Below are 19,633 nucleotides of genomic sequence, written 5' to 3'. Positions count from 1 at the left end.
AGGTTGAGCACAGCGATGGCGCGGCGTTCTCCGGTACAGTCCAACCATGTTCTCCCAGCGCGGCAATCATCTGAGCCGCCCGTGACAAACCCCAGTGAAGAGCCGGCCTGGAAACAGCGCGCCGTCGAACGCTCCATCAAGACCGCGAAATTGCGGGCGGCGCAGCGCGTGCAGCGCTTCCTGGACGCCGCGCAGGCCATCATCATCGAAAAGGGGAGCACGGACTTCACCGTCCAAGAGGTCGTCGACCGGTCGCGCCAGTCGTTGCGCAGCTTCTACCTGCAGTTCGACGGCAAGCACGAGTTGCTGCTCGCCCTGTTCGAGGACGCTCTGAGCCGCTCCGCGGACCAGATCCGCGCCGCGACCGAGGGTCACACCGACGCACTGGAGCGCCTCAAGGTCGCCGTGGAGTTGCTCTACGAAGCCTCCCGGCCCGACCCCATGGCCAGACGACCGCTGTTCACCGACTTCGCGCCTCGTTTGCTGGTCACGCATCCGACCGAGGTCAAGGTCGCGCATGCACCGCTGCTGGCTTTGCTCACCGAGTTGACCGAAGCCGCCGCGGAGGCCGGCAAATTGCGCGCCGACGTCAATCCCAAGCGGGCCGCCGCCATGACCATGCAGACCGTGATGTTCATCGCGCAGTCCAGCGGCGGCGCCGACGAAGATACGGCCCATCCCATCACCGCCGACGAGGTGTGGGACTTCTGCTCACGGGGATTCGCCGGCAAATAATTCCCCGTCGCGGGGCCGGAATTCCACGAGCCCATTTCGCCAATGAGCGAATATCGCACGTTGTCAAATGGACGAGAACGATATTCTCTGATATCAAGAATCGTAAATAGCCAAAACGGATTCCACGTTGACACTCGTTGGTGAGTGATGACAGAGTTCTACAGGCGGCATGACCGCGCTCCCCCCGGGAGCGGGCGCGGTTCCGGCGAGAGGGCAGTTACCCGTGACAGTCAGCGCACCCAACAGCGCACTCAACGATGTCTACTTCGACCCCTACGACGTCGAGCTCAACGCCGACCCCTACCCGATGTTTCGGCGCCTGCGTGAGGAGGTGCCGCTCTACTACAACGAGCAGCACGACTTCTACGCTCTGAGCCGCTTCGCCGACGTCAACGATGCGCTCGTCGACTATCAGACGTTCAGTTCGGCCAGAGGCGCCATCCTCGAACTCATCCGCGCCAACATCGAGATGCCGCCGGGTGTGCTCATCTTCGAAGACCCGCCGGTGCACGACATCCACCGCAAGTTGTTGTCCCGCATGTTCACTCCGCGCAAGATCAACGACCTGGAACCCAAGATCCGCGAATTCTGCGCCCGCAGTTTGGATCCGCTGATCGGTACCGGACGTTTCGACTTCGTCAACGATCTGGGCGCGCAGATGCCGATGCGGGTGATCGGGATGCTGCTGGGTGTGCCCGAGGAAGATCAAGAGGCCGCACGCGATTTCGCCAACGCGCAGATGCGTACCGAAGCCGGCAAGCCGATGGAGTTCTCGGCCGAAGCCATGCTGAGCGGCGAGTTCTTCGGGCAGTACATCGACTGGCGCGCGGAGCACCCCTCCACCGATCTGACCACCGAACTGCTCAACGCGGAATTCGAGGACGAGAACGGCGTCGTACGCCGCATGCGCCGCGACGAACTGCTCACCTACATCACGGTCGTATCCGGTGCGGGCAACGAGACCACCACCCGGCTGATCGGCTGGGCGGGCAAGGTGCTCTCCGAGCATCCGGATCAACGCCGTGCGCTGGCGGAGAATCCGGCGTTGATCCCGGCCGCCGTCGAGGAATTGCTGCGCTACGAACCGCCGGCTCCGCACGTGGCCCGCTACGTCACGCGGGACGTGGAGTACCACGGCCAAAAGGTGCCCGAAGGCAGCGTCATGATGATGCTCATCGGAGCGGCCAACCGCGACCACCGCCAATTCCCGCCTGACGGAGACGTTTTCGACATTCGGCGTGAGCCGCACCAACACCTGACGTTCAGTGTCGGCACGCACTACTGCCTCGGGTCGGCGCTCGCGCGTCTGGAAGGCCGGATCGCGCTCGAGGAGATCCTGAAGCGTTTCCCCGAGTGGGAGGTCGACCTCACCGAAGCAAAACTTTCCCCGACGTCGACGGTTCGGGGTTGGGAATCCATGCCGGCCGTGCTCGGCTGAGACCGGTCGAGCCAACTAAGGAGAGAAACATGTCTGGACGTGTAGAAGGCAAAGTCGCCTTCGTCACCGGGGCGGCACTTGGTCAGGGACGCAGCCACGCGGTGCGGTTGGCGCAGGAAGGCGCCGACATCATCGCCATCGACGTCTGTAAGCGGGTCGTGGAGACCAGTCCCATCCCGGCGGCCACCCCGGAGGACCTGGCCGAGACCGCCGATCTGGTCAAAGGTCTCAACCGGCGGATCTTCACCGCCGAAGTGGACGTGCGGGACTACGACGGACTGAAGGCGGCGGTGGATGCCGGCGTCGACGAGTTGGGCCGGCTGGACATCATCGTCGCCAACGCCGGGATCGGCAATGGCGGCGACACCCTGGACCAGTGCAGCGAGCACGACTGGCAGGAAATGATCGACGTGAACCTGTCCGGCGTGTGGAAGACAGTGAAAGCCGGTGTGCCGCATCTCATCAAGGGCGGCAACGGCGGTTCGATCATTTTGACCAGCTCGGTCGGCGGACTGAAGGCGTACCCGCACTGCGGCAACTACGTGGCGGCCAAGCACGGTGTGGTCGGCATCATGCGTTCGTTCGCAGTCGAGTTGGGACACCACATGATTCGGGTCAACACGGTGCATCCCACCCACGTCAGCACCGGGATGATCATGAACGAGGGCACGTGGAAGCTGTTCCGGCCGGACCTGGAGAACCCCGGTCCCGACGACATGGCCCCGATCTGCCAGATGTTCCACACGCTGCCGGTTCCGTGGGTGGATGCCGTGGACATCAGCAACGCGGTGCTGTTCTTCGCCTCCGACGAGTCCCGCTACGTCACCGGTGTCACCCTGCCTGTCGATGCGGGTAGCTGCCTGAAATAGGGTCCGTCCCTATGGGCGGAATTTCTAGCTACGAAGGCCGCGGGGCGGTCGTCACCGGCGGTGCCAGCGGCATCGGCTTGGCCACCGCGACGGAGTTCGCGCGCCGCGGCGCCAAGCTTGTCCTGGCCGACATCGACGGAACCGGTCTGGAACAGGCCGTCGCGCGGCTGCGCGGCGAAGGTTTCGAGGCGCACGGCGTGGTGTGCGACGTCCGGCATCTCGACGAGGTCGTGAACCTGGCCGATGAGTCTTTCCGGTTGCTCGGGCAGGTCGATGTGCTGTTCAGCAACGCCGGTATCGGCATCGGCGGCCCGATCGCGCAGATGACGCACGAGGACTGGCGCCTGGTGATCGACATCGACCTGTGGGGCGCCATTCACGCCGTCGAAGCATTTCTGCCGAGGTTGATCGAGCAAGGGGCGGGGGGCCACATCGCCTTCACCGCGTCCTTCGCCGGTCTGGTGCCGAACGCTGGCCTCGGAGTTTACGGAGTTGCCAAGTACGGAGTCGTCGCTCTCGCCGAAGTGCTGGCTCGCGAGCTCAAGCCCAACGACATCGGAGTTTCCGTCTTGTGCCCCATGGTGATCGAGACCAAGCTGGTGTCCAACTCGGAGCGTATCCGCGGTGCGGGTCAGGCACTGGACTCGTCGCCGGACTCGGCCAACGACCTGGGTGCGCTGCCGGCACAGGACGAGACCGTCAACGTCGACAACTTCGCCCGTCTGACCGCCGACGCCATCGCGGCCAACCGCCTCTACGTGCTACCGCACGAGGCGTCCCGGGCCTCCATCCGCCGACGCTTCGAGCGCATCGACCGGACCTTCGACGAGCAGGCCGCCGAGGGCTGGCGCCACTAGCGTGCGGGCGCCCGGCCGATCACACCGTCGGCTTCCAGTTCGGCGATCTCGGTGTCGGTCAATCCCAGCTCGGTCAGCAGTTCGTGATTGTGCTGTCCCAGCAGCGGTGCGGGCCGGGTGTGAAACCGCTGCGGTCCCTCGGATAGTCGCATGGGCACGGTGCTGAGCCTGGCCGGGCCGCACACCGGATGGTCGACGACCTCGAAGAAGTCGCGCGCGGCCAGCTGAGCCAGTTCCGTCTGGCGGTGCGGCTGCATGACCTTGGCCACCGGCACCCCGGCTTCCCACAGCCGGTCGACGATCTCGTCACCGGTGCGGGTCTCACACCAGCGCGCCAGCTGCTTGTCGAGGTAGTCGTGCTGCTCACGTCGCCCCGCCGCGGTGGCCAGTGCGGGATCGGTTGTCCACGAGGGTGATTCGAGCGCCGCGCACAGCTGGTTCCATTGCTGGTCGGTGGCCACCGCGATCGCCACCCAGCTGTCCAGACGACCGAACTCGTCGACGTCTTTGGTCAGGTACAGGTTCTGCGGGGCGGCGGTCGGCCCCCGGTTGCCCGACCGTTGCAGCAGTGCGCCGTAGGCGGAGTATTCGATGAGTTGCTCGGCGGCGATGTTGAGGGCCGCATCCACCATGGCCGCTTCGACCAACACTCCTTGACCCGTGCGGCGGCGGTGTTCCAGGGCCAGCAGCAGCGCGTTGAGCGCGTGCACGCCGGCGTTGGGGTCGCCGACCGAATACGGCTCGAACGGGGTGCGATCGGGGTAGCCGGTCAACCAGCTCACCCCCGACGCCGATTCGATGACGTAGGCGAATGCCGGGTTGTCGCGCCAGGGTCCGTCGAGGCCGAAGCCGGGCATCCGCATCAGCACCGCGTCGGCCCGAAGCGACTGCACCGCAGCGAAATCCAGGCCTATCTGATCGAGGACCCGGGGCGTGAAGTTCTCGGCGATCACATCGCAGCCGACGATCAGAAGGTGCAGCAGTTCCCGTCCGCGCGGGTGCTGCAGGTCCAGGGTGATGCCCTTCTTGTTGGTGTTGAGGGCGGCGAAGATGGGTGACTTCTCCCACCACAACTCTTCGGTGACGGGTATGCCGGCGATCAGTCGGGTGCCGTCGGGCCGGCGGGTGGATTCGACGTGGATCACCTCGGCGCCGAGCATGGCCAGGAAATGTGTGCACGACGGTCCCGCCCAGAACGTCGTCAGGTCCAGCACGCGAAGTCCACTCAGCGGCAGCGGTTTTCGGGGCCGGAGAGAAGGGCGGGCCACCGGGTCGATTTCCCGGTAGCGAGCGGTGTGCTCACCCAGCCGGGGTGCGGGTCCCGGCGGCCGAAGCTGCGCGGGTCGCATCCGGTAGGGATGACCGGGCTGGAAGAACCCGTCGCGCGGATTGCGGGTGAACGTGCCCCGCTCGACGAAGTGGTCCAGCGACGTGACGTTGGCGCCGTTGGCTACCGGTGCATTCGGGATCCGGAAGGCGGTGGCGAGTTCGCGGATGTCGTCCACCCGCTGGCTGCGTACCCAGGCGTAGATCTCGTCGGCATGGATATTGGCCTGCTCGGTGATGGTCAGCGGTGAGTTCTCGTCGATCCACTCCGGGTGCCCGACCATGGCACACAGATCGAACCACTGTTGCGCGGTCCCGCAGCCGAGGTCGACCAGACCGTCCGCCGCGGCGGCCACGCCCGGCACTGTGGGCCGCCGCGCAACGCGCCACGGCCGCCCCAGCATCTCGAAGTAGGTGACCGGATAGTAAGTGAGGCCGAGGATCTGGGTTTCCAGCATGGACAGGTCGATGAGTTGGCCGTCGGTGTCGCGCTGGTAGCGCGAGGCCAGGATGGCCGCGCTGGCGTAGGCGCCGGCCAGGTACTCCCCGACCTGCCCGCCGACGAACACCGGCGCACGGTCGGCCACACCACGACCCAGCCCGATGATTCCCCCGGACCAGGCCTGCAGGGTGAACTCGGTGGCGGCGCGGTCCTGCCACGGACCCCGTCGGCCGAACGGCGTGATCGAAGTGACCACCAGATGCGGATGACGTTCCCGGATCTGTTCGGGCGCAAAGGCTTCGGCCACGGCCGATCCCGGCGACCAGACGACCGCGTCCGCGGCGGACAGCAGCCGGTCGACCAGGTCGATGTCGTCCGTGCTCGCTGGGTCGGCGACGATGCTGGACTTCGATCCGGCCAGGAAGCTGAACAACGCCCCGTCGGTTGCGCCGTCCTTTCCGACGTCCGCGCCCGACGCCGACCAGGATCGCAGCGGATCACCCTCGGGCGGTTCAATTTTGATGACGTCGGCGCCGCCGTCGGCCAGCAGTTTGGTGCAATAGCCGCCCGCAATCCCGGTGGACAGGTCGACCACCGTGAAACCGGTCAACGGCGAATCGACCACTACCGCTTCTTCTTTCGGCCCTGGCCCTTGCGTGCCTTCTTGCTCAACCGCCAGTCGGGCGGAAACTTGTCGTCATTGTCTTTGACCGCGCCGCCGAGACCCCGCTCGATGGCCGCATCGAGGGAGAAGTCGCCGGTGTCGGCCCGGGCAGCACCGCCGGCCGACTCGAAGAACCCGCCGAGCACACTGCCCAGGTATTCACCCTGGAACTGCTTCATGATCTCGAAGAACGTCTTCTGCATGAACACGGTGTCAGTGGGCCGGTTACGGGCACACGCCAAGGCGTATTTGGCGACCTCGGCTTCGAGTTGCCCGCGCGGCACCACACTGTTCAGGAAATTGCAGTCGTACATCTCCGCGGCGGTGAAAGCCCGGCCAGTGAACACCATTTCCTGGAACTTGCGGATGCCCATGGTCTGCGCCCACCACCACATCCGCGGTCCCCAGCCGTAATACCGGAAGGACGGATGCCCGAACAGCGCATCGTCGCTGGCGATCACCAGGTCGGCGTCGGCGGCCTGATAGAAGTGCCAGCCGTAGCAGTAGCCTTTGGCTTCGACGATGCTGATCTTCTTGAAATCCTGCAGCCCGCGGATACCGGAGTTCGGATTCGCATACCACTGTCCGATGGTGCCGCCGTGGCGGAACGACCCCTTCGGCGGGTAGGTGACTTCGCCTGCCCCGATACCGAATTCGGCGAGCAGCGCCGCCGGATCCGCCGACTCCTTGGCTGCCATGAACTCCTCGAGGTCGGCTCCGGATCCCAGGTCGGCGCCCTCGCCGCGGATCACCACCACCTTCACGTCGTCGTCGACACCGGCGCGGTGCAGCAGGTCGGCGTAGCGCCGCCGGGCAGCGATCGTCGGTGCGTTCAGGTAGTCGGGCCGATCGAAGGTGATGGTGGCGACACGGGTCTCGACGTCTTTGTCATACCGGATGATCTTGGCGGCCTTGCGGTCCGCCTTGTCGCCCATGTTCAACCGTGCCAGGACGGACTGCTGCTCAGCACTTCCGGGCCGTCGCGGGTGATCAGCACCGCTTCGCGTCCGAACACCGCGCCGACACCGGGTTCCCAGACATAGCCCGTGACGGCCAACACCATTCCCGGTTCCAGTCGCTCGTCACCGGCCGTGCGTGGCAGCTGAGCGGAGATGACCGGCGGGTCGAAACCCATGCCAAGACCGCGCGCCACCGGCATCGGCGGCGCCGACTCCCCCGCCGCCTGGTAGGCCGCCAGCAGTTCGCCGGCACCGGCGCCCGGCCGACAGGCCGTGATCAGCTTGTCCCACAACCGGTCCCATCGCGCGAAGGCCGCCGCTGCCCCCGGTACCGACCCGACCGGCCACGTCCTGCCGACCTCGCCGATGTAACCGCCCGCCACGACTCCGGCCGAGAAGGCGACCAGGTCGCCGGTCTGGATCCGGCCGTCACTGTGGGCGCGCCGCCAGGAGTGCTCACGCGAAGTCACCCACGCCACATCCTGATTCGCCGGGGTGCTCACCCCACCGGCGGCCAGTGCCTCCAGCAACACCCCGGCCAGCGTCTGCTCGGTGACCCCGGCCCGCAGCTCGGAGACCGCGGCGGCCAAACCCCGGTCGGCCACCGCGACGGACTCACGCAGAGCGGCGATTTCGTCGTCGGTCTTGATGCGCCGGGCCGCGCGCATCGCGAGTTCACCGTCCAACAGCTCGGCGTTGGGGAACGCCGTCGGCAGCAACTGGGCGAAAACCGGTGACAGCGCGTCGGTTCCGACCCGACGCGCATCGGCGGCGCCCTCGATGCGCTGCAGCGCCGCGATGGTGTTCACCGGGTTCCACGAGATGCCGTACAGGTTCTCGTGCGGGATGTCCTCGGGCACCCCTTCGTCCCAGGTGCTGAGCAGGTGGATGGCACCGGTGGCGCGCACCAGTACGCAGGTGGGCCCGAACGGGCGCGTGCCGGCCACCCACAGTTGCGGTGCGCCGGTGACGTATCGGACGTTGGCCTGCCGACCCAGGACCAGCACGTCGAGGTCGTACTCGGCCATCTGGGCCAGCGCGCGTTCCCGACGGCCCAGGCGCAGCGCCCGGTCGTCGGCCAGGACTTCAGTGGCCATAGGGGTCATAGGGGTAGTCGGTCAATATGGTCGAGCCCTCCTCGGTGATCACCAGGACCTCTTCACTGCGGTAGCCGCCGGTGCCGTCCTCCCACACCACCGGCTCGACCACCAGCACCATGCCCGATTGCAGGACGAAGTTCTCGTCGAACTCGTTGCCCAGATCCGTTCCGATCATGGGCATTTCGGCCGCGTTGACGCCGATGCCGTGGCCCAGGTAGAAGTGCGGGAGCCACGGCCGGGTGCCGTCGTTGGCCGCGATGGCGGCGCGGCCCAAGTCGGCGGCGGTGACTCCGGCACGGGCCACGCCCAGCACCGCGTCCATGATCTGTCGCCATTTGTCGAACTGGGCCTGCTGGCGTGGCGACGGATCCTGTCCGACGATCCAGGTACGTCCGAAGTCCGAGCAGTAGCCCTGGTAGGTGATGCTGACGTCGGTCCACAGCACGTCGCCCTTGGCCAGCTCGCGTTCGGTGCTCAGCAACGGCAGCGCGAGGTCACCGTGGGTGGTCCACACCCCCTCGGCCCTGCTGTTCGGCATCACCTGCCAGATCGGTTCCAGCATGCTGGCCATCGCTCCGAGTTCGAAGGCGCGGCGCAGGAACCGTCCGGACAGGTCGACCTGGCGGATGCCGGGGGCCAACGCCTGGTGGACCTCGACCATCGCCTCGTCGGTGATCCGGACCGCGGTGCGGATGCAGGCGAGTTCGTCGGGCGTCTTGACCACTTTGGCGGCGCTGACCACGGCGGCCGCGTCGACGGGAGCGCCGCCCGGGAACAACGACTTCCGGGCACGCGACATCGCACCGGTCAACTCGTCGACGGCCACGGTCGAGCCGGCCGGGATCAGCTCGGCCAGGCGGCGGGCGAAATCGGTTACGCCCTCGTCGAATTCGAGGTAGACCGGTCCGTGCAGGTGGTCGGTGGGAAGTTCCGACTCGTGCGCGGCACCTTCGCGGAACGGCAGGAACAGGTGCGGCCACGGGTCGTCGACGAGGACCACCGCCACCGGGCGCTCGACGTAGGAAATTCCGGCATCGCCCAGCGGCCAACTCGTCCCGGTGGCATAGACCACGGCGTTGTTGCCCAGCAGCACCAGGGCATCGACGCCGCGCTCGGCCATCGCGGTGCGCAACCGCGCTCCCGTCTCGCGGCGCAGCCGGGACAGGTCCGGGGTCTCCGGGATGGTCAGACCGTCGGCCGCAAAAGTCGTCACAGGCCCAGGAATTCCGTGATGTTGCCGCTGACGATGCGGGTGGCGCGTTCCGGCCCGACGGCTTCGACGACGGCCGCCAGCGACTTCTCCGAATAGCCGTAGGTGCTTTCGTTGTGCGGGTAGTCACTGGACCACATGACTTTGTCGACCCCGATCCGGTCGATCAGCTCCAGGCCCAGCGGGTCCACCATGAACGAAGCGCTCATATGGGTGTCCCAGTAGTAGCGGACATCGTGTTCCAGCGGCCGGTTGAACATGTGCTGATAGGACGCCACCAAATGCTCCGCGTCTTGCAAAGCCCAAGGTACCCAAGCGATTCCACCTTCGAACCAGCCGATCCGCAGACTGGGATGATCGTCGAGGATTCCGGAGAAGAGGTACTTCGCGAACTGCTCCCGGAAGCCGTCGATATTGATCATCATCCCGACGACGACGCTGTTGAACTGACACGGCGTTTTCGGCGGGGTCTCACCGATGTGATGCGTAACCGGCAGCCCGGCGGCTTCGATCTCGTCCCACACCGGCTTCATCGCGGTGCTGCCGTAATCGATGATGTTTCCGTCGTCGTCCTTGCCCGGGTTCAGCGGTAACAGGAATGTCTTGAGCCCCAACGACTTCAACTCGGCCAGTGTCTTGCGGGTGCCCTCCGGGTCCCACCAGTTGATCAACCCGGCGCCGTAGAAGTGACCGTTGGAGCGTTCCTGCAACTCCGCGATGTACTCGTTGTAGATGCGGAAGGTGATCTCGCGGAGCTTCTTGTCCGGGTAGTGGAACAACGCCAGAACCGCGTTGGGAAACGCGAGTTCCTTGTCGACGCCGTCTTCGCGTAACTCCTGAATGCGCGCTTCGATGTTGGTGCTGGCCGCCCCGGGCAGGTCGTCGTATTGCATCAGCACGGCACTGAAGTCACCGGGCAGGAACGACTGGCCCTTACGGCCCACCTGATACGCGCCGTCCTCGTACCAAATACGGGGTGCCTTGTCCTTCAGGTCTTCCGGAAAGCGCTCGTAGAAGATGTCGGCGGCCAGCGAGATGTGATTGTCGGCGGAGAAGACCTCCGTTCCGGCGGGCAGACCCACGTTGCTGCCGATGGCGTGGCCTTTGCGATCCTTCGGTGCGCCAAAGCCTTTCGGTGGGTAGAGCGTGCTTGTCATCATTGACCTCTCTTGGGCTGTGAAAGGGCTTACCAGGTGATCGGCAGTTCGTGCACGCCGTAGGTGAGCCGGTCGTGTTTGAACGGGATCCCCTCGAACGGGACAGCCAACGCCATGGTGGGAATTCGCTGGAACAGGCTGCGGAAGACGATCTGCAGTTCCGCGCGCGCCAACTGTTGTCCCACGCACTGGTGCCGGCCGTAACCGAAGGCCACATGGCGGTCCGCGTTCGAGCGGTGCAGGTACAGCCGGTCCGGTTCGGTGAACGCTTCGGCGTCCCAATTCGCCGGGGCCAGATCGATGATGATGCCCTCGCCGGCGCGGATGACCTCGCCGGCGATCTGGATGTCCTCGCTTGCGACGCGGCGCTGACCGTTCTGGATGATGCTGAGGTAGCGCAGCAATTCCTCCACCGCATTGGCGACGATCTTCGGGTCTTCGGCATCCCGGATGGCCGGCAGCTGGTCGGGATTTTCCAGCAGCGCAAGCACACCGATCCCGATCATGTTGGCGGTGGTCTCGTGGCCGGCCATCAGCAAGCCACTACTCAACTGCGTGGCCTCTTTGAGGCTGAGATCGCCGGCCTTGACCCGTTCGGCCAGATCGGAAACTGCGTCCTCAGCTGGGTTGTCCATCTTGGCCTCGACCAGTTTGGACAGGTACTTGTACAGACTCATCGCACCCTTGACGGTGTCCTCGCTGGTCGCATAGCGAGCAAGTCCGACGTTGGCGTGCTCCTGGAACATCTCGGCGTCCTCGTAGGGCACCCCCAACAACTGACTGATCACCAGCGACGGGATCGGCAAGGCGATCGCGGAGACGAGGTCGGCCGGCTGCGGTCCCGCCAACATCTTGTCGATGTGGTCGTCGGTGATCTGCTGAATTGCCGTGCGAAGACCTTCCACTCGCCGAAAGGTGAAGGGCTTGGACAACATTCGCCGGAATCGGGTGTGTTCTTCGCCGTCGGAGGTGAAGACCGACCGGGGTCGCTTGTGCACCGTGGACAGCATGCGTTCGTTCCAGTGCGGAAAGCCAGGTATCCGGTCGTCCACGCTGACCCGCGAATCCGAGAAGAGCTCTCGGCACTGTTCGTAACCGGTGATCAGCCAGGGCGTGCTGCCGTCCCAGATCCGCACCCGGGAAAGCGGTTTCGCGTCAGCTAACGACATGACATCCGGCGGTGGGGCGAACGGGCACCCAGCGGCGCGTGCCATCGGATATTCGGGAATACCGGTGTCAGTGCTGTTATCCGTGAGTGTGTCGGACACGGTCACTCCTCGATCTGAATTGCCAGCGCCGGGCAGAAGGCGGCGGCTTTGCGGGCACCCTCGAACTGCTCGGCGGGTGGAGTGGGGTCGAGCAGGACGACGACGCCGTCCTCGTCGCGCTGGTCGAAAACCTCGGGTGCGTTCATCACGCAATTGCCCGACGATGCGCAGATGTCTTGATCGACAGTGATTTTCATATCTTCGGTGCTTCGCTTTCCGGGGTCACGGGAGCCAGCCACAGGCCCACGATCGCGTCGATGAGACCGGTCGCGGCCGCCCGCCAGGACGGGCGGGGCATCGAAGTGCCTTCGGCGAGTGCGCGTTCGAGATCCGCGCAGGTGTGCATCAACAGGTTGCGCGCCATGATGTTTCGCTCGAACCGCACCGCCACCGGCAGGTCCGGCAGGCAGCTGTTGATGCCGTCGATCACCTGGACCAGCGACGACGAGCTCAGCGCGTCCTTGACGACGATGTTGTGGTAGGCGGGATCGGTCATGGCCTGGGCGGCGAACCGGGCATACCAGGTGGGATTGCCCAGGTCCTCCAGGTGCTCGGTGAGGGGGCAGACCAGACAGGCCACCCAGTCACGCATCCCCGCGGAATCCGGCAGGCCGGCCACCATCTGCTCGCGCAACTCCTCGACCGGCCCGCGGTGTTTCTGCTCAATCGCGCGCACCAGGTCGGCCTTGGTGCCGAAGTGGTAGCCCACGGCGGCGTTGTTGCCCTGCCCGGCGGCCTCGCTGACCTGACGGTTGGACACCGCGAACACCCCGTGCTCGGCGAACAGTCGCTCGGCGGCGACCAGGATCGCCTCCTGGGTGGAGCTGGCCCGGTCACTGCGCACGGGCCGGCCGACGGTGGTCATGCCGCCCAGTCAACCCCGCCCGGTGCGGTTAAGTCAAGCGATTGATTTAAAAGATCGGCGCCCGCGGAACGGCGATCAGCTCGATGCGGTCAGGTCGGTGGTGGCCGGCCCCTCCAGCAGCGTCCCGTCGGGCGCGAACCGGGACCCGTGCAGCGGGCATTCCCAGGCCCGATCGGCGTCGTTCCAATTGACGATGCCGCCCAGGTGCGGGCATACCGGGGAGACGACGTGTTCGACACCGTCGACCCGGGACCGGGCCTCGAGATGCCAGGGCGGCCCGCTGACCACGCCGCCTTCGTCGCTGTCGGGGCTGCGGTTGTGCCACCGCGTCGCCGGGGTGACCCAGCCCTTACCCAGGTTGAAGCCGACCTCGAGGTTGGCCTGCAGAGCCGTCGTCAACCCGGCGAGCTCGTGCCGGCTCCAGCTGGCGAACGCGCTGGCCCAGTCCATCCGGCCACCGAGGATCCGACTCGACAGCGCCAGCGCCGCGGCAGGACCGTTGGTCATCCCCCACTTGTTGAATCCTGTTGCGATGTAGATGGTTTCGGAGTTCGGCAAGATCGGCCCGACATAGGGCAATTCGTCGATCGGGCTGTAGTCCTGGGCCGACCAGAAATGCGTCTGCTTCGCGCCCGGATAATGCTGGCGGGTCCATGACGACAGTTCTTCCAAAGCCTTGGTCGGGCTTTTCTCCCGGCCCACCGTGTGCCCCGCACCGCCGACGATCAGCAACTCGCCGTCCTTGACCGGCGCATACCGCACCGAGCGGGTCGGTGAGTCGGCGGAGATCATCATCGGCCGAGTGATGGTGCCCGGCACCTGGTAGGCCATGCAATAGGAGCGCTGCGGCTTGACCCGCGCGAAGTAGCCGCCGCGGTCCAGAATCGGCATCCCGGTGGCCAGCACCAACTGCTCGGCGCGCACGTCGACGTCCTGTCGCGACTCGTCGTTGACGCGCAGTCGCACACCGTCGCCGCGGGTGGACACGCTGCGCACCCGGGTGCGCTCCACCAGGCGCCCGCCGTGCTCGAGCAGTTCGGTCACCAGCGCGTCCGAGAACTCCATCGGATCGAACTGCGCCTGCTCGGGCAGTCGGACGCCACCGTGGTACGGGAACGGCACGCCGGCGTCGTCCTCCCAGGTGACCGGCAGACCCGCCGTTTGGCACGCTTTGAACTCGGCGCGTACCGAGGGGACGCCCTTGGCCGACTGGGCATAGGTGTAGGCGTCCTCCCGCTGCACCGCGACACCGCGCCGTCGGCAGTACTCCAGCACCCACTCCATGCCTTCCCGGTTGCCGTCCACATAGGCACGGGCGGTGTCCCGGCCGTGCCGGGGCAGGATCTTCGACAGGTGCGTGGACTGCAACAGGCTGATCTTGGCGGTCGTGTTCCCCGTCGTGCAGGCGCCCACCGTCCGGGCTTCCAGCACCAGCACGTCTTTGCCGGCGCGCGCCAGCAGCACGGCGGTGGTCAACCCGGTGATGCCGGCACCGACCACGATGACGTCGGCCGACAACGGGCCGTCATCGAGCCGGCTTGCAGTCCAGGATGTCGTTCGATCGGCAAGCCACAGAGAAGTCACGGGGATTTTGTTACCCGCAATCGCCCTCGACAAACGACCTATCGGGTCACAGGATCGGCCTCCCGCCGGTGACTGCCACCCGAGCGCCGGACACATAACTGGCCTCGTCGGAGGCCAACAGCACGTAGACCGGGGCCAGTTCCGCGGGCTGTCCGGCCCGTCCGAGCGGCACGTCGTCCCCGAACGACGCGACCTTCTCGGTGGGCATGGTGGCCGGGATCAACGGCGTCCATATCGGTCCCGGCGCCACGCTGTTGACCCGGATGCCTTGCGGCCCAAGCAGTTGCGCAAGGCTGGCGGACAGATTGGCGATCGCGGCCTTGGTTGCCGCGTACGGCGCCAAGGTCGGGCTGGGAGAGTCGGAGTTCACCGAGGAGCTGCCGATGATCGACGCGCCGGAACTCATGTGCGGCAACGCCGCCTTGGTCAGGTAGAAGTAGGCACCCACATTCAGCTTGAAGGTGTGGTCCCATTCCTCGTCACTGATCTCGTCCAGGCTCTCGTGTGTCATCTGGTACGCGGCATTGTTCACCAGCACGTCGATGCGGCCGAACTCCGCAACCGCCCGGTCGACGACGGCCCGGCAATGCTGCGGGTCGGACAGATCTCCCGGAACCAGCACGCACTTCCGCCCGGCGTCCTCGACATAGCGCGCGACGTCCCGGGCGTCCTCGTCTTCGTTCAGGTAGGCGATCAGCACGTCGGCGCCCTCGCGGGCATAGGCGATGGCGACGGCGCGGCCGATGCCGCTGTCACCTCCGGTGATGATGGCCGCCTTGCCGGTCAACTTGCCCGAGCCGGTATAGCTGTTCTCCCCGCAATCCGGCACCGGATCCATCTGCGCCTGGCTGCCCGGCACCTCTTGCTGTTGTTCGGGAAAACCCATCGCTCAACCCTTCTCAAGTTCGTTCGACTCCCCCTGACACTGGCCCAGTAGTAGCCGCTCCCGGACCGGATAAACCCGTCCATGACAGCCGGCGGCGAGTGGTTCTGTTGCCGTCCCGGTATTGCGTTTGACGGCTCAATTCGCGGGTATGTCCGACGGCACTGTTCTTCAGCCAGCAGGAACTGACTCCGCTTCATTTCAGCGGCCCGCTCGGGCTGTCTGTAGTCGTTGCCCTGGAAGGAACGTGGTGTTACGCGTCGCGTCGGTGCCGGCTTCGCACATCTACGTGCGTCATCTCGCCGACCCCACCACCGCCGACGTGACCAGGCTCGACGATCCCGTCCCGTCCGACGGTCGCAAGGTTCCGGGCGGCTGGTGGCCGCCGCTGATGCTGGAACCGGGCTGGGTCAGTGACAACCACGAGCGGTTCGACGTCTTCCACGTCCACTTCGGCTTCGACGCCGTCGGCCCCGAGGTGCTGACCGAGGTCGTCCAGGAACTCAAGATGCACCGCAAGCCCCTGGTCTACACCGTCCACGATCTGCGTAACCCGCACCATCCCGATCCGGCAGCCCATGCCGAGCAACAGGATGTGCTGATCGCCGCCGCTGATGAGCTGATCACGCTGACAACTGGTGCCGCGCAGCAGATTTGGCGGCGCTGGGAACGTCGCGCCCGGGTGCTGCCCCACCCGCATGTGCTGGACAGGGACCATATCGAGCAGCCTCGGGGACACCAGGAGCGCTTCGTGATCGGGGTGCACGCCAAGAGCGTGCGTGCCAACATGGATCCGTTGGCGGTGGTGGAAGCCCTTACGCGGGTCGTCTCGGACCTTCCCGACGCGGTGTTGCAGATCGACGTGCACGACGAGATCTTCGATCCCGCCAATCATTGGTTCGCCCCCGAATTCGGTTTCGCCCTGCTGGAGTACCGCCACCATCCGCAGGTCGACGTGCGGGTGCATCCCTACTTCTCCGACGACGAACTCTGGGAATATCTTGCCGCGCTGACGGTTTCGGTGCTGCCGTATCGCTTCGGCACCCATTCGGGGTGGCTGGAAGCCTGCTACGACCTGGGCACCGCGGTCGTTGCGCCCAGTTGCGGGTACTACGACCAGCAGCGCGCGTGTGGCGTGTTCCATTGCGATGAAAGCACTTTCGATGAAGCGTCGCTGCATCGGGCGATCCTCGACGCGCACCGGAGATGGGCGGCCGGTGACGCCGCGCCGCGCGCGACATGGACCGAAAGGCTCGCCGAACGGCGCGAACTCGCCCGCGCGCACCGTCAGATCTATCAGGACGTGCAGTTATGACCGCACCGTTGCGCGTCGCGCTGATCGCCTCGAACCGATTTCCGATCCGCCAACCCTTCGCCGGCGGGCTGGAGGCACACGTCTTCCAGTTGGCCCGCGGACTGGCGGCGCGGGGTTGTCAGGTGTCGTTGTTCGCCGCGCCCGACTCGGACCCGGCGCTGGATTGCCAGACGCTGGACGTGCGTCCGCTGGGTTTGTCCGAGGCGGCGCGACGTGACGTGTCGATGCCCTCGGGCACGTTCATGGCCGACCACCATGCCTACCTGTCCCTGATGCTGTGGCTGGCCGGCCCCGGTCGCGCCGAGTTCGACGTCATCCACAACCACAGCCTGCACTATCTGCCGGTGGCGATGGCGTCGGCATTGTCGACCCCGATGCTGACCACCGTGCACACCCCGCCGACACCCTGGCTGGAGTCGGCGATCGACGCGTCCAGCGGAACGCAGGCACGCTTCGCGGCCGTTTCGCGGCACACCGCAGCGTCGTGGCATGATGTCGCAGGCCCGGTCACCGTGGTACCCAACGGCATCGACACCCGGCAATGGCCGCTCGGTCCCGGTGGGCCAAACCTGTTGTGGTCTGGGCGGATAACTCCCGAGAAGGCACCGCATCTGGCGATCGCCGTCGCCCGGCGCAGCGGCTGGCCGTTGACCCTCGCCGGGCCCATCTGCGACGAGCGGTACTTCGCCGAACAGGTGGCACCCCACCTGCGCTGCGGTATCCGATATGCGGGTCACCTGGACCACGATCGGCTGGCCCAGCTGGTCGGGCGGGCCGCGGCGGCCCTGGTAACGCCGACCTGGGACGAACCCTACGGGCTGGTGGTCGCCGAGGCGATGGCGTGCGGGACGCCGGTCGTGGCCTTCGCCCGGGGCGGGATCCCCGAACTCATCAGCGAGGACTCGGGCCGACTCGTCGACGCCGGCGACGTGAACGCGATGGCCGGGGCCATCTCCGAAGTGGTTCGGCTGCCCCGAGATCGGGTGCGCGAGCATGCCATACGGCACTGCTCGTCGACGGTGATGGTCGGCGCCTACTGCGGTCTGTATCGCGAGATGATCGACGAGTCGACAGGTGAGGCAGATGATCGGCTACTACATCCACCATCAAGGTTTCGGGCACCTGGCGCGAGCCGTCAGTATCTGCGAGCGGATGCAGATTCCGGTGACCGCGTTGACCTCACTCGATATCACCGGGCCGCAGCCCTTTTCGGCAATCGTGAAGCTATCGCGTGACGACGATGCCGAGCAGGTGCGCGAACCCACAGCCCACGGTGCCCTGCATTGGGCGCCGCAACACGATCTGGGATTCACCGCCCGGATGGACCAGATCGCCCGCTGGGTCGCCGACGCGCGGCCGCAGGCCGTCGTCGTCGATGTGTCGGTCGAAGCGGCAACCTTCGTCCGGCTGCTCGGTGTGCCCGTTGTCGTGATGGCGTTGCCCGGCAAGCGGATTGACGCTCCGCACCTGTTGGTGCACCGCATCGCCGACCACATCGTGGCTGCCTGGCCCAAGGCGTTGTGCGTGCCTTCCTGGCTGCGCCCATACGAAGACAAGACCAGCTACGTCGGTGGGATCAGCCGTTTCGAGGGACGCGCTTGTTCCGGTCCCGACGGTGCGCCCCGCACCGCGGTGTCGGTCGAGGACATGCGGGTGCTGGTCTTGGGTGGCGCCGATGACAGCTTCGGTGCGGCTTTGGAGCACTGTGCCGCAACGTATCCCGAGTTCAGCTGGACCGCGCTGGGCGGCAAGAGCGGTGTGTGGCACGAGGACCCGTGGCCGGCGATCTGCGCCGCCGACGTCGTGGTCAGCCATGCGGGTCAGGGCGCCATCGCCGATATCGCGGCGGCGCAACGGCTTGCGGTCGTAGTCCCCGAGCCGCGCCCGTTCGACGAGCAGCAGGCCACCGCGAAGATACTGAGGCGGCACCGGCTGGCCGTCGTCGCCCACGATTCTCCGGACCAGCGGGCCTGGCCGGCCCTGCTCGCACACGCCAGTGCCGGTGACCCGGCGCGCTGGTGCCGGTGGCAGGTCGACGGGGCTGCGGCGCGCGCCGCCGCGGCCATCGAGTCCACCGCGCAACGATGCAGGCGGGGGGCGGCATGAAAACCGCGGTCGTCACCACCGTGCACGGCAGGAGTGCACATCTGCGCAGACAGCTCGAGGGATTGGCCAGCGGCACTCAAGCCGCGGACGTCCACGTCGTGGTGGCGCTCGACGATCCGGAGGTCAGCGCAATCGTGGCCGAGGCGGACGGGCCCTCCCTCGTCGTGGACTGCGCGGCCGGCAAACCGCTGCCGGTTGCGTTGGGACGCAACCTGGGTGCGCAAACCGCGATCCGCGAAGATGCCGAGCTGCTGATCTTTCTGGACGTCGACTGTGTTCCCGGCACCGAACTGATCGAGCGCTACCATGCCGTCGCGAGCCGGCCCGAGCATGCCAACGCCATGCTCTGTGGACCGGTCACCTATCTGCAGCCGCCGCCGCCATCCGGCTACGTCCTATCCGAGATCCGGGCCCACCCTGATCCGCATCCCGCCCGCCCGGCGCCGCCCGACGGGTCCGTGCTGGACACCACGGATTACACCCTGTTCTGGTCACTGTCCTTCGCACTGAAAACCGTTACCTGGCAACGCATCGGCGGATTCTGTGAGCTCTACCGCGGCTACGGCGGCGAGGACACCGACTTCGCGCAGTGCGCCGCCGCCAAGGCAGTGCCGATGCGTTGGGTGGGCGGAGCGCACGCCTTTCACCAATACCACCCGGTTGCCGATCCACCCTTCGAGCACCTCGACGACATCCTGCGCAACGCCGCGATCTTCTACCGGAGGTGGGGCTGGTGGCCGATGGAAGGCTGGTTGTCCTCCTTCGCGGCCCGTGGTGCCATCCGCCGCGAGGCCGACGGGCGACCCGTGCGCGTCGGCGTCCGTTCACCGATCGGGCGTTGACGAGTGTCTTGGC

At 66.4% G+C, this 19,633-nt stretch carries 18 protein-coding genes; 8 read left to right on the top strand and 10 right to left on the bottom strand.

What is annotated here, in order from left to right; translation table 11 throughout:
- Positions 1–81: 81 nt before the first annotated feature.
- The 4 genes from AC5Y4D_RS09925 (at position 82) to AC5Y4D_RS09910 (ending at position 3,899) form a co-directional block, all read left to right on the top strand.
- Positions 82–735: a TetR/AcrR family transcriptional regulator gene (locus AC5Y4D_RS09925; protein WP_500037072.1), complete on the top strand. Its 654-nt coding sequence runs from the start codon at positions 82–84 to the stop codon at positions 733–735.
- A 223-nt stretch (positions 736–958) separates the two neighbouring features.
- Entirely contained in the window at positions 959–2,173 is a 1,215-nt protein-coding gene (locus AC5Y4D_RS09920) for a cytochrome P450 (RefSeq protein ID WP_500037071.1), read from the top strand.
- A 29-nt stretch (positions 2,174–2,202) separates the two neighbouring features.
- A complete protein-coding gene (locus tag AC5Y4D_RS09915; protein ID WP_499943440.1) occupies positions 2,203–3,042 on the top strand; it encodes a mycofactocin-coupled SDR family oxidoreductase in 840 nt (279 codons plus the stop codon).
- 11 nt (positions 3,043–3,053) lie between these two features.
- Complete coding sequence (locus AC5Y4D_RS09910; RefSeq protein WP_500037070.1) at positions 3,054–3,899, top strand: SDR family NAD(P)-dependent oxidoreductase; 846 nt, start codon at positions 3,054–3,056, stop codon at positions 3,897–3,899.
- On the opposite strand, the gene AC5Y4D_RS09905 is transcribed toward AC5Y4D_RS09910, so the two are convergent.
- The 10 genes from AC5Y4D_RS09905 to AC5Y4D_RS09860 form a co-directional block, all read right to left on the bottom strand.
- Positions 3,896–6,292 (bottom strand): CaiB/BaiF CoA transferase family protein, encoded by a 2,397-nt coding sequence (locus AC5Y4D_RS09905; protein WP_500037069.1) that lies wholly within the window; start codon positions 6,290–6,292, stop codon positions 3,896–3,898. The two genes, AC5Y4D_RS09910 and AC5Y4D_RS09905, sit on opposite strands and share 4 nt — an antisense overlap.
- On the bottom strand, positions 6,292–7,266 hold the full coding sequence (locus AC5Y4D_RS09900; protein ID WP_500037068.1) for an enoyl-CoA hydratase/isomerase family protein: 975 nt from the start codon (positions 7,264–7,266) through the stop codon (positions 6,292–6,294). Before AC5Y4D_RS09900 ends, AC5Y4D_RS09905 begins: the two co-directional genes overlap by 1 nt.
- A 2-nt stretch (positions 7,267–7,268) precedes the next feature.
- The gene (locus AC5Y4D_RS09895) at positions 7,269–8,387 is read right to left on the bottom strand and encodes a M24 family metallopeptidase (RefSeq protein WP_500037067.1); all 1,119 of its coding nucleotides are present in this window, start codon (positions 8,385–8,387) and stop codon (positions 7,269–7,271) included.
- Entirely contained in the window at positions 8,377–9,603 is a 1,227-nt protein-coding gene (locus AC5Y4D_RS09890; RefSeq protein ID WP_500037066.1) for a M24 family metallopeptidase, read from the bottom strand. Before AC5Y4D_RS09890 ends, AC5Y4D_RS09895 begins: the two co-directional genes overlap by 11 nt.
- Positions 9,600–10,757 (bottom strand): amidohydrolase family protein, encoded by a 1,158-nt coding sequence (locus tag AC5Y4D_RS09885; RefSeq protein ID WP_499943446.1) that lies wholly within the window; start codon positions 10,755–10,757, stop codon positions 9,600–9,602. The genes AC5Y4D_RS09890 and AC5Y4D_RS09885 overlap by 4 nt, the downstream gene beginning before the upstream one ends.
- 29 nt (positions 10,758–10,786) lie before the next feature.
- On the bottom strand, positions 10,787–12,025 hold the full coding sequence (locus tag AC5Y4D_RS09880; RefSeq protein ID WP_500037065.1) for a cytochrome P450: 1,239 nt from the start codon (positions 12,023–12,025) through the stop codon (positions 10,787–10,789).
- A gap of 2 nt (positions 12,026–12,027) precedes the next feature.
- Entirely contained in the window at positions 12,028–12,222 is a 195-nt protein-coding gene (locus tag AC5Y4D_RS09875; protein WP_499943448.1) for a ferredoxin, read from the bottom strand.
- Positions 12,219–12,890, bottom strand: coding sequence for a TetR/AcrR family transcriptional regulator (locus AC5Y4D_RS09870; RefSeq protein ID WP_499943449.1), 672 nt, complete (start codon positions 12,888–12,890; stop codon positions 12,219–12,221). Before AC5Y4D_RS09870 ends, AC5Y4D_RS09875 begins: the two co-directional genes overlap by 4 nt.
- A gap of 75 nt (positions 12,891–12,965) precedes the next feature.
- Positions 12,966–14,474: an FAD-dependent oxidoreductase gene (locus AC5Y4D_RS09865; RefSeq protein WP_500037064.1), complete on the bottom strand. Its 1,509-nt coding sequence runs from the start codon at positions 14,472–14,474 to the stop codon at positions 12,966–12,968.
- 46 nt (positions 14,475–14,520) lie between these two features.
- Positions 14,521–15,360 carry a glucose 1-dehydrogenase gene (locus AC5Y4D_RS09860; protein ID WP_499990174.1) on the bottom strand — a complete coding sequence of 280 codons (840 nt, stop codon included), beginning with the start codon at positions 15,358–15,360 and terminating at the stop codon, positions 14,521–14,523.
- Positions 15,361–15,625: 265 nt separating this feature from the next.
- On the opposite strand from AC5Y4D_RS09860, the gene AC5Y4D_RS09855 reads away from it, so the two are divergent.
- The 4 genes from AC5Y4D_RS09855 to AC5Y4D_RS09840 are packed head-to-tail and all read left to right on the top strand — an operon-like array spanning position 15,626 to position 19,620.
- On the top strand, positions 15,626–16,672 hold the full coding sequence (locus AC5Y4D_RS09855) for a glycosyltransferase family protein (RefSeq protein WP_500037114.1): 1,047 nt from the start codon (positions 15,626–15,628) through the stop codon (positions 16,670–16,672).
- On the top strand, positions 16,669–17,907 hold the full coding sequence (locus AC5Y4D_RS09850; RefSeq protein ID WP_500037063.1) for a glycosyltransferase family 4 protein: 1,239 nt from the start codon (positions 16,669–16,671) through the stop codon (positions 17,905–17,907). Before AC5Y4D_RS09855 ends, AC5Y4D_RS09850 begins: the two co-directional genes overlap by 4 nt.
- A complete protein-coding gene (locus AC5Y4D_RS09845; RefSeq protein ID WP_500037062.1) occupies positions 17,891–18,778 on the top strand; it encodes a glycosyltransferase in 888 nt (295 codons plus the stop codon). Before AC5Y4D_RS09850 ends, AC5Y4D_RS09845 begins: the two co-directional genes overlap by 17 nt.
- A complete protein-coding gene (locus AC5Y4D_RS09840) occupies positions 18,775–19,620 on the top strand; it encodes a glycosyltransferase family 2 protein (RefSeq protein WP_500037061.1) in 846 nt (281 codons plus the stop codon). The genes AC5Y4D_RS09845 and AC5Y4D_RS09840 overlap by 4 nt, the downstream gene beginning before the upstream one ends.
- Positions 19,621–19,633 lie beyond the last annotated feature (13 nt).

The organism is Mycobacterium sp. NGS67, from assembly GCF_059812185.1.
The sequence above is the reverse complement of the archived record's forward strand: the minus strand, read 5'-3'. Positions and strand labels throughout refer to the sequence as shown.

Bases quoted from the DNA above. Each gene is read 5' to 3' on its own strand.
- AC5Y4D_RS09910 (WP_500037070.1), top strand. From the start codon at position 3,054: ATGGGCGGAATTTCTAGCTACGAAGGCCGCGGGGCGGTCGTCACCGGC.
- AC5Y4D_RS09850 (WP_500037063.1), top strand. From the start codon at position 16,669: ATGACCGCACCGTTGCGCGTCGCGCTGATCGCCTCGAACCGATTTCCG.
- AC5Y4D_RS09915 (WP_499943440.1), top strand. From the start codon at position 2,203: ATGTCTGGACGTGTAGAAGGCAAAGTCGCCTTCGTCACCGGGGCGGCA.
- AC5Y4D_RS09895 (WP_500037067.1), bottom strand. From the start codon at position 8,387: ATGGCCACTGAAGTCCTGGCCGACGACCGGGCGCTGCGCCTGGGCCGT.
- AC5Y4D_RS09885 (WP_499943446.1), bottom strand. From the start codon at position 10,757: ATGACAAGCACGCTCTACCCACCGAAAGGCTTTGGCGCACCGAAGGAT.
- AC5Y4D_RS09860 (WP_499990174.1), bottom strand. From the start codon at position 15,360: ATGGGTTTTCCCGAACAACAGCAAGAGGTGCCGGGCAGCCAGGCGCAG.
- AC5Y4D_RS09900 (WP_500037068.1), bottom strand. From the start codon at position 7,266: ATGGGCGACAAGGCGGACCGCAAGGCCGCCAAGATCATCCGGTATGAC.
- AC5Y4D_RS09840 (WP_500037061.1), top strand. From the start codon at position 18,775: ATGAAAACCGCGGTCGTCACCACCGTGCACGGCAGGAGTGCACATCTG.
- AC5Y4D_RS09870 (WP_499943449.1), bottom strand. From the start codon at position 12,890: ATGACCACCGTCGGCCGGCCCGTGCGCAGTGACCGGGCCAGCTCCACC.
- AC5Y4D_RS09875 (WP_499943448.1), bottom strand. From the start codon at position 12,222: ATGAAAATCACTGTCGATCAAGACATCTGCGCATCGTCGGGCAATTGC.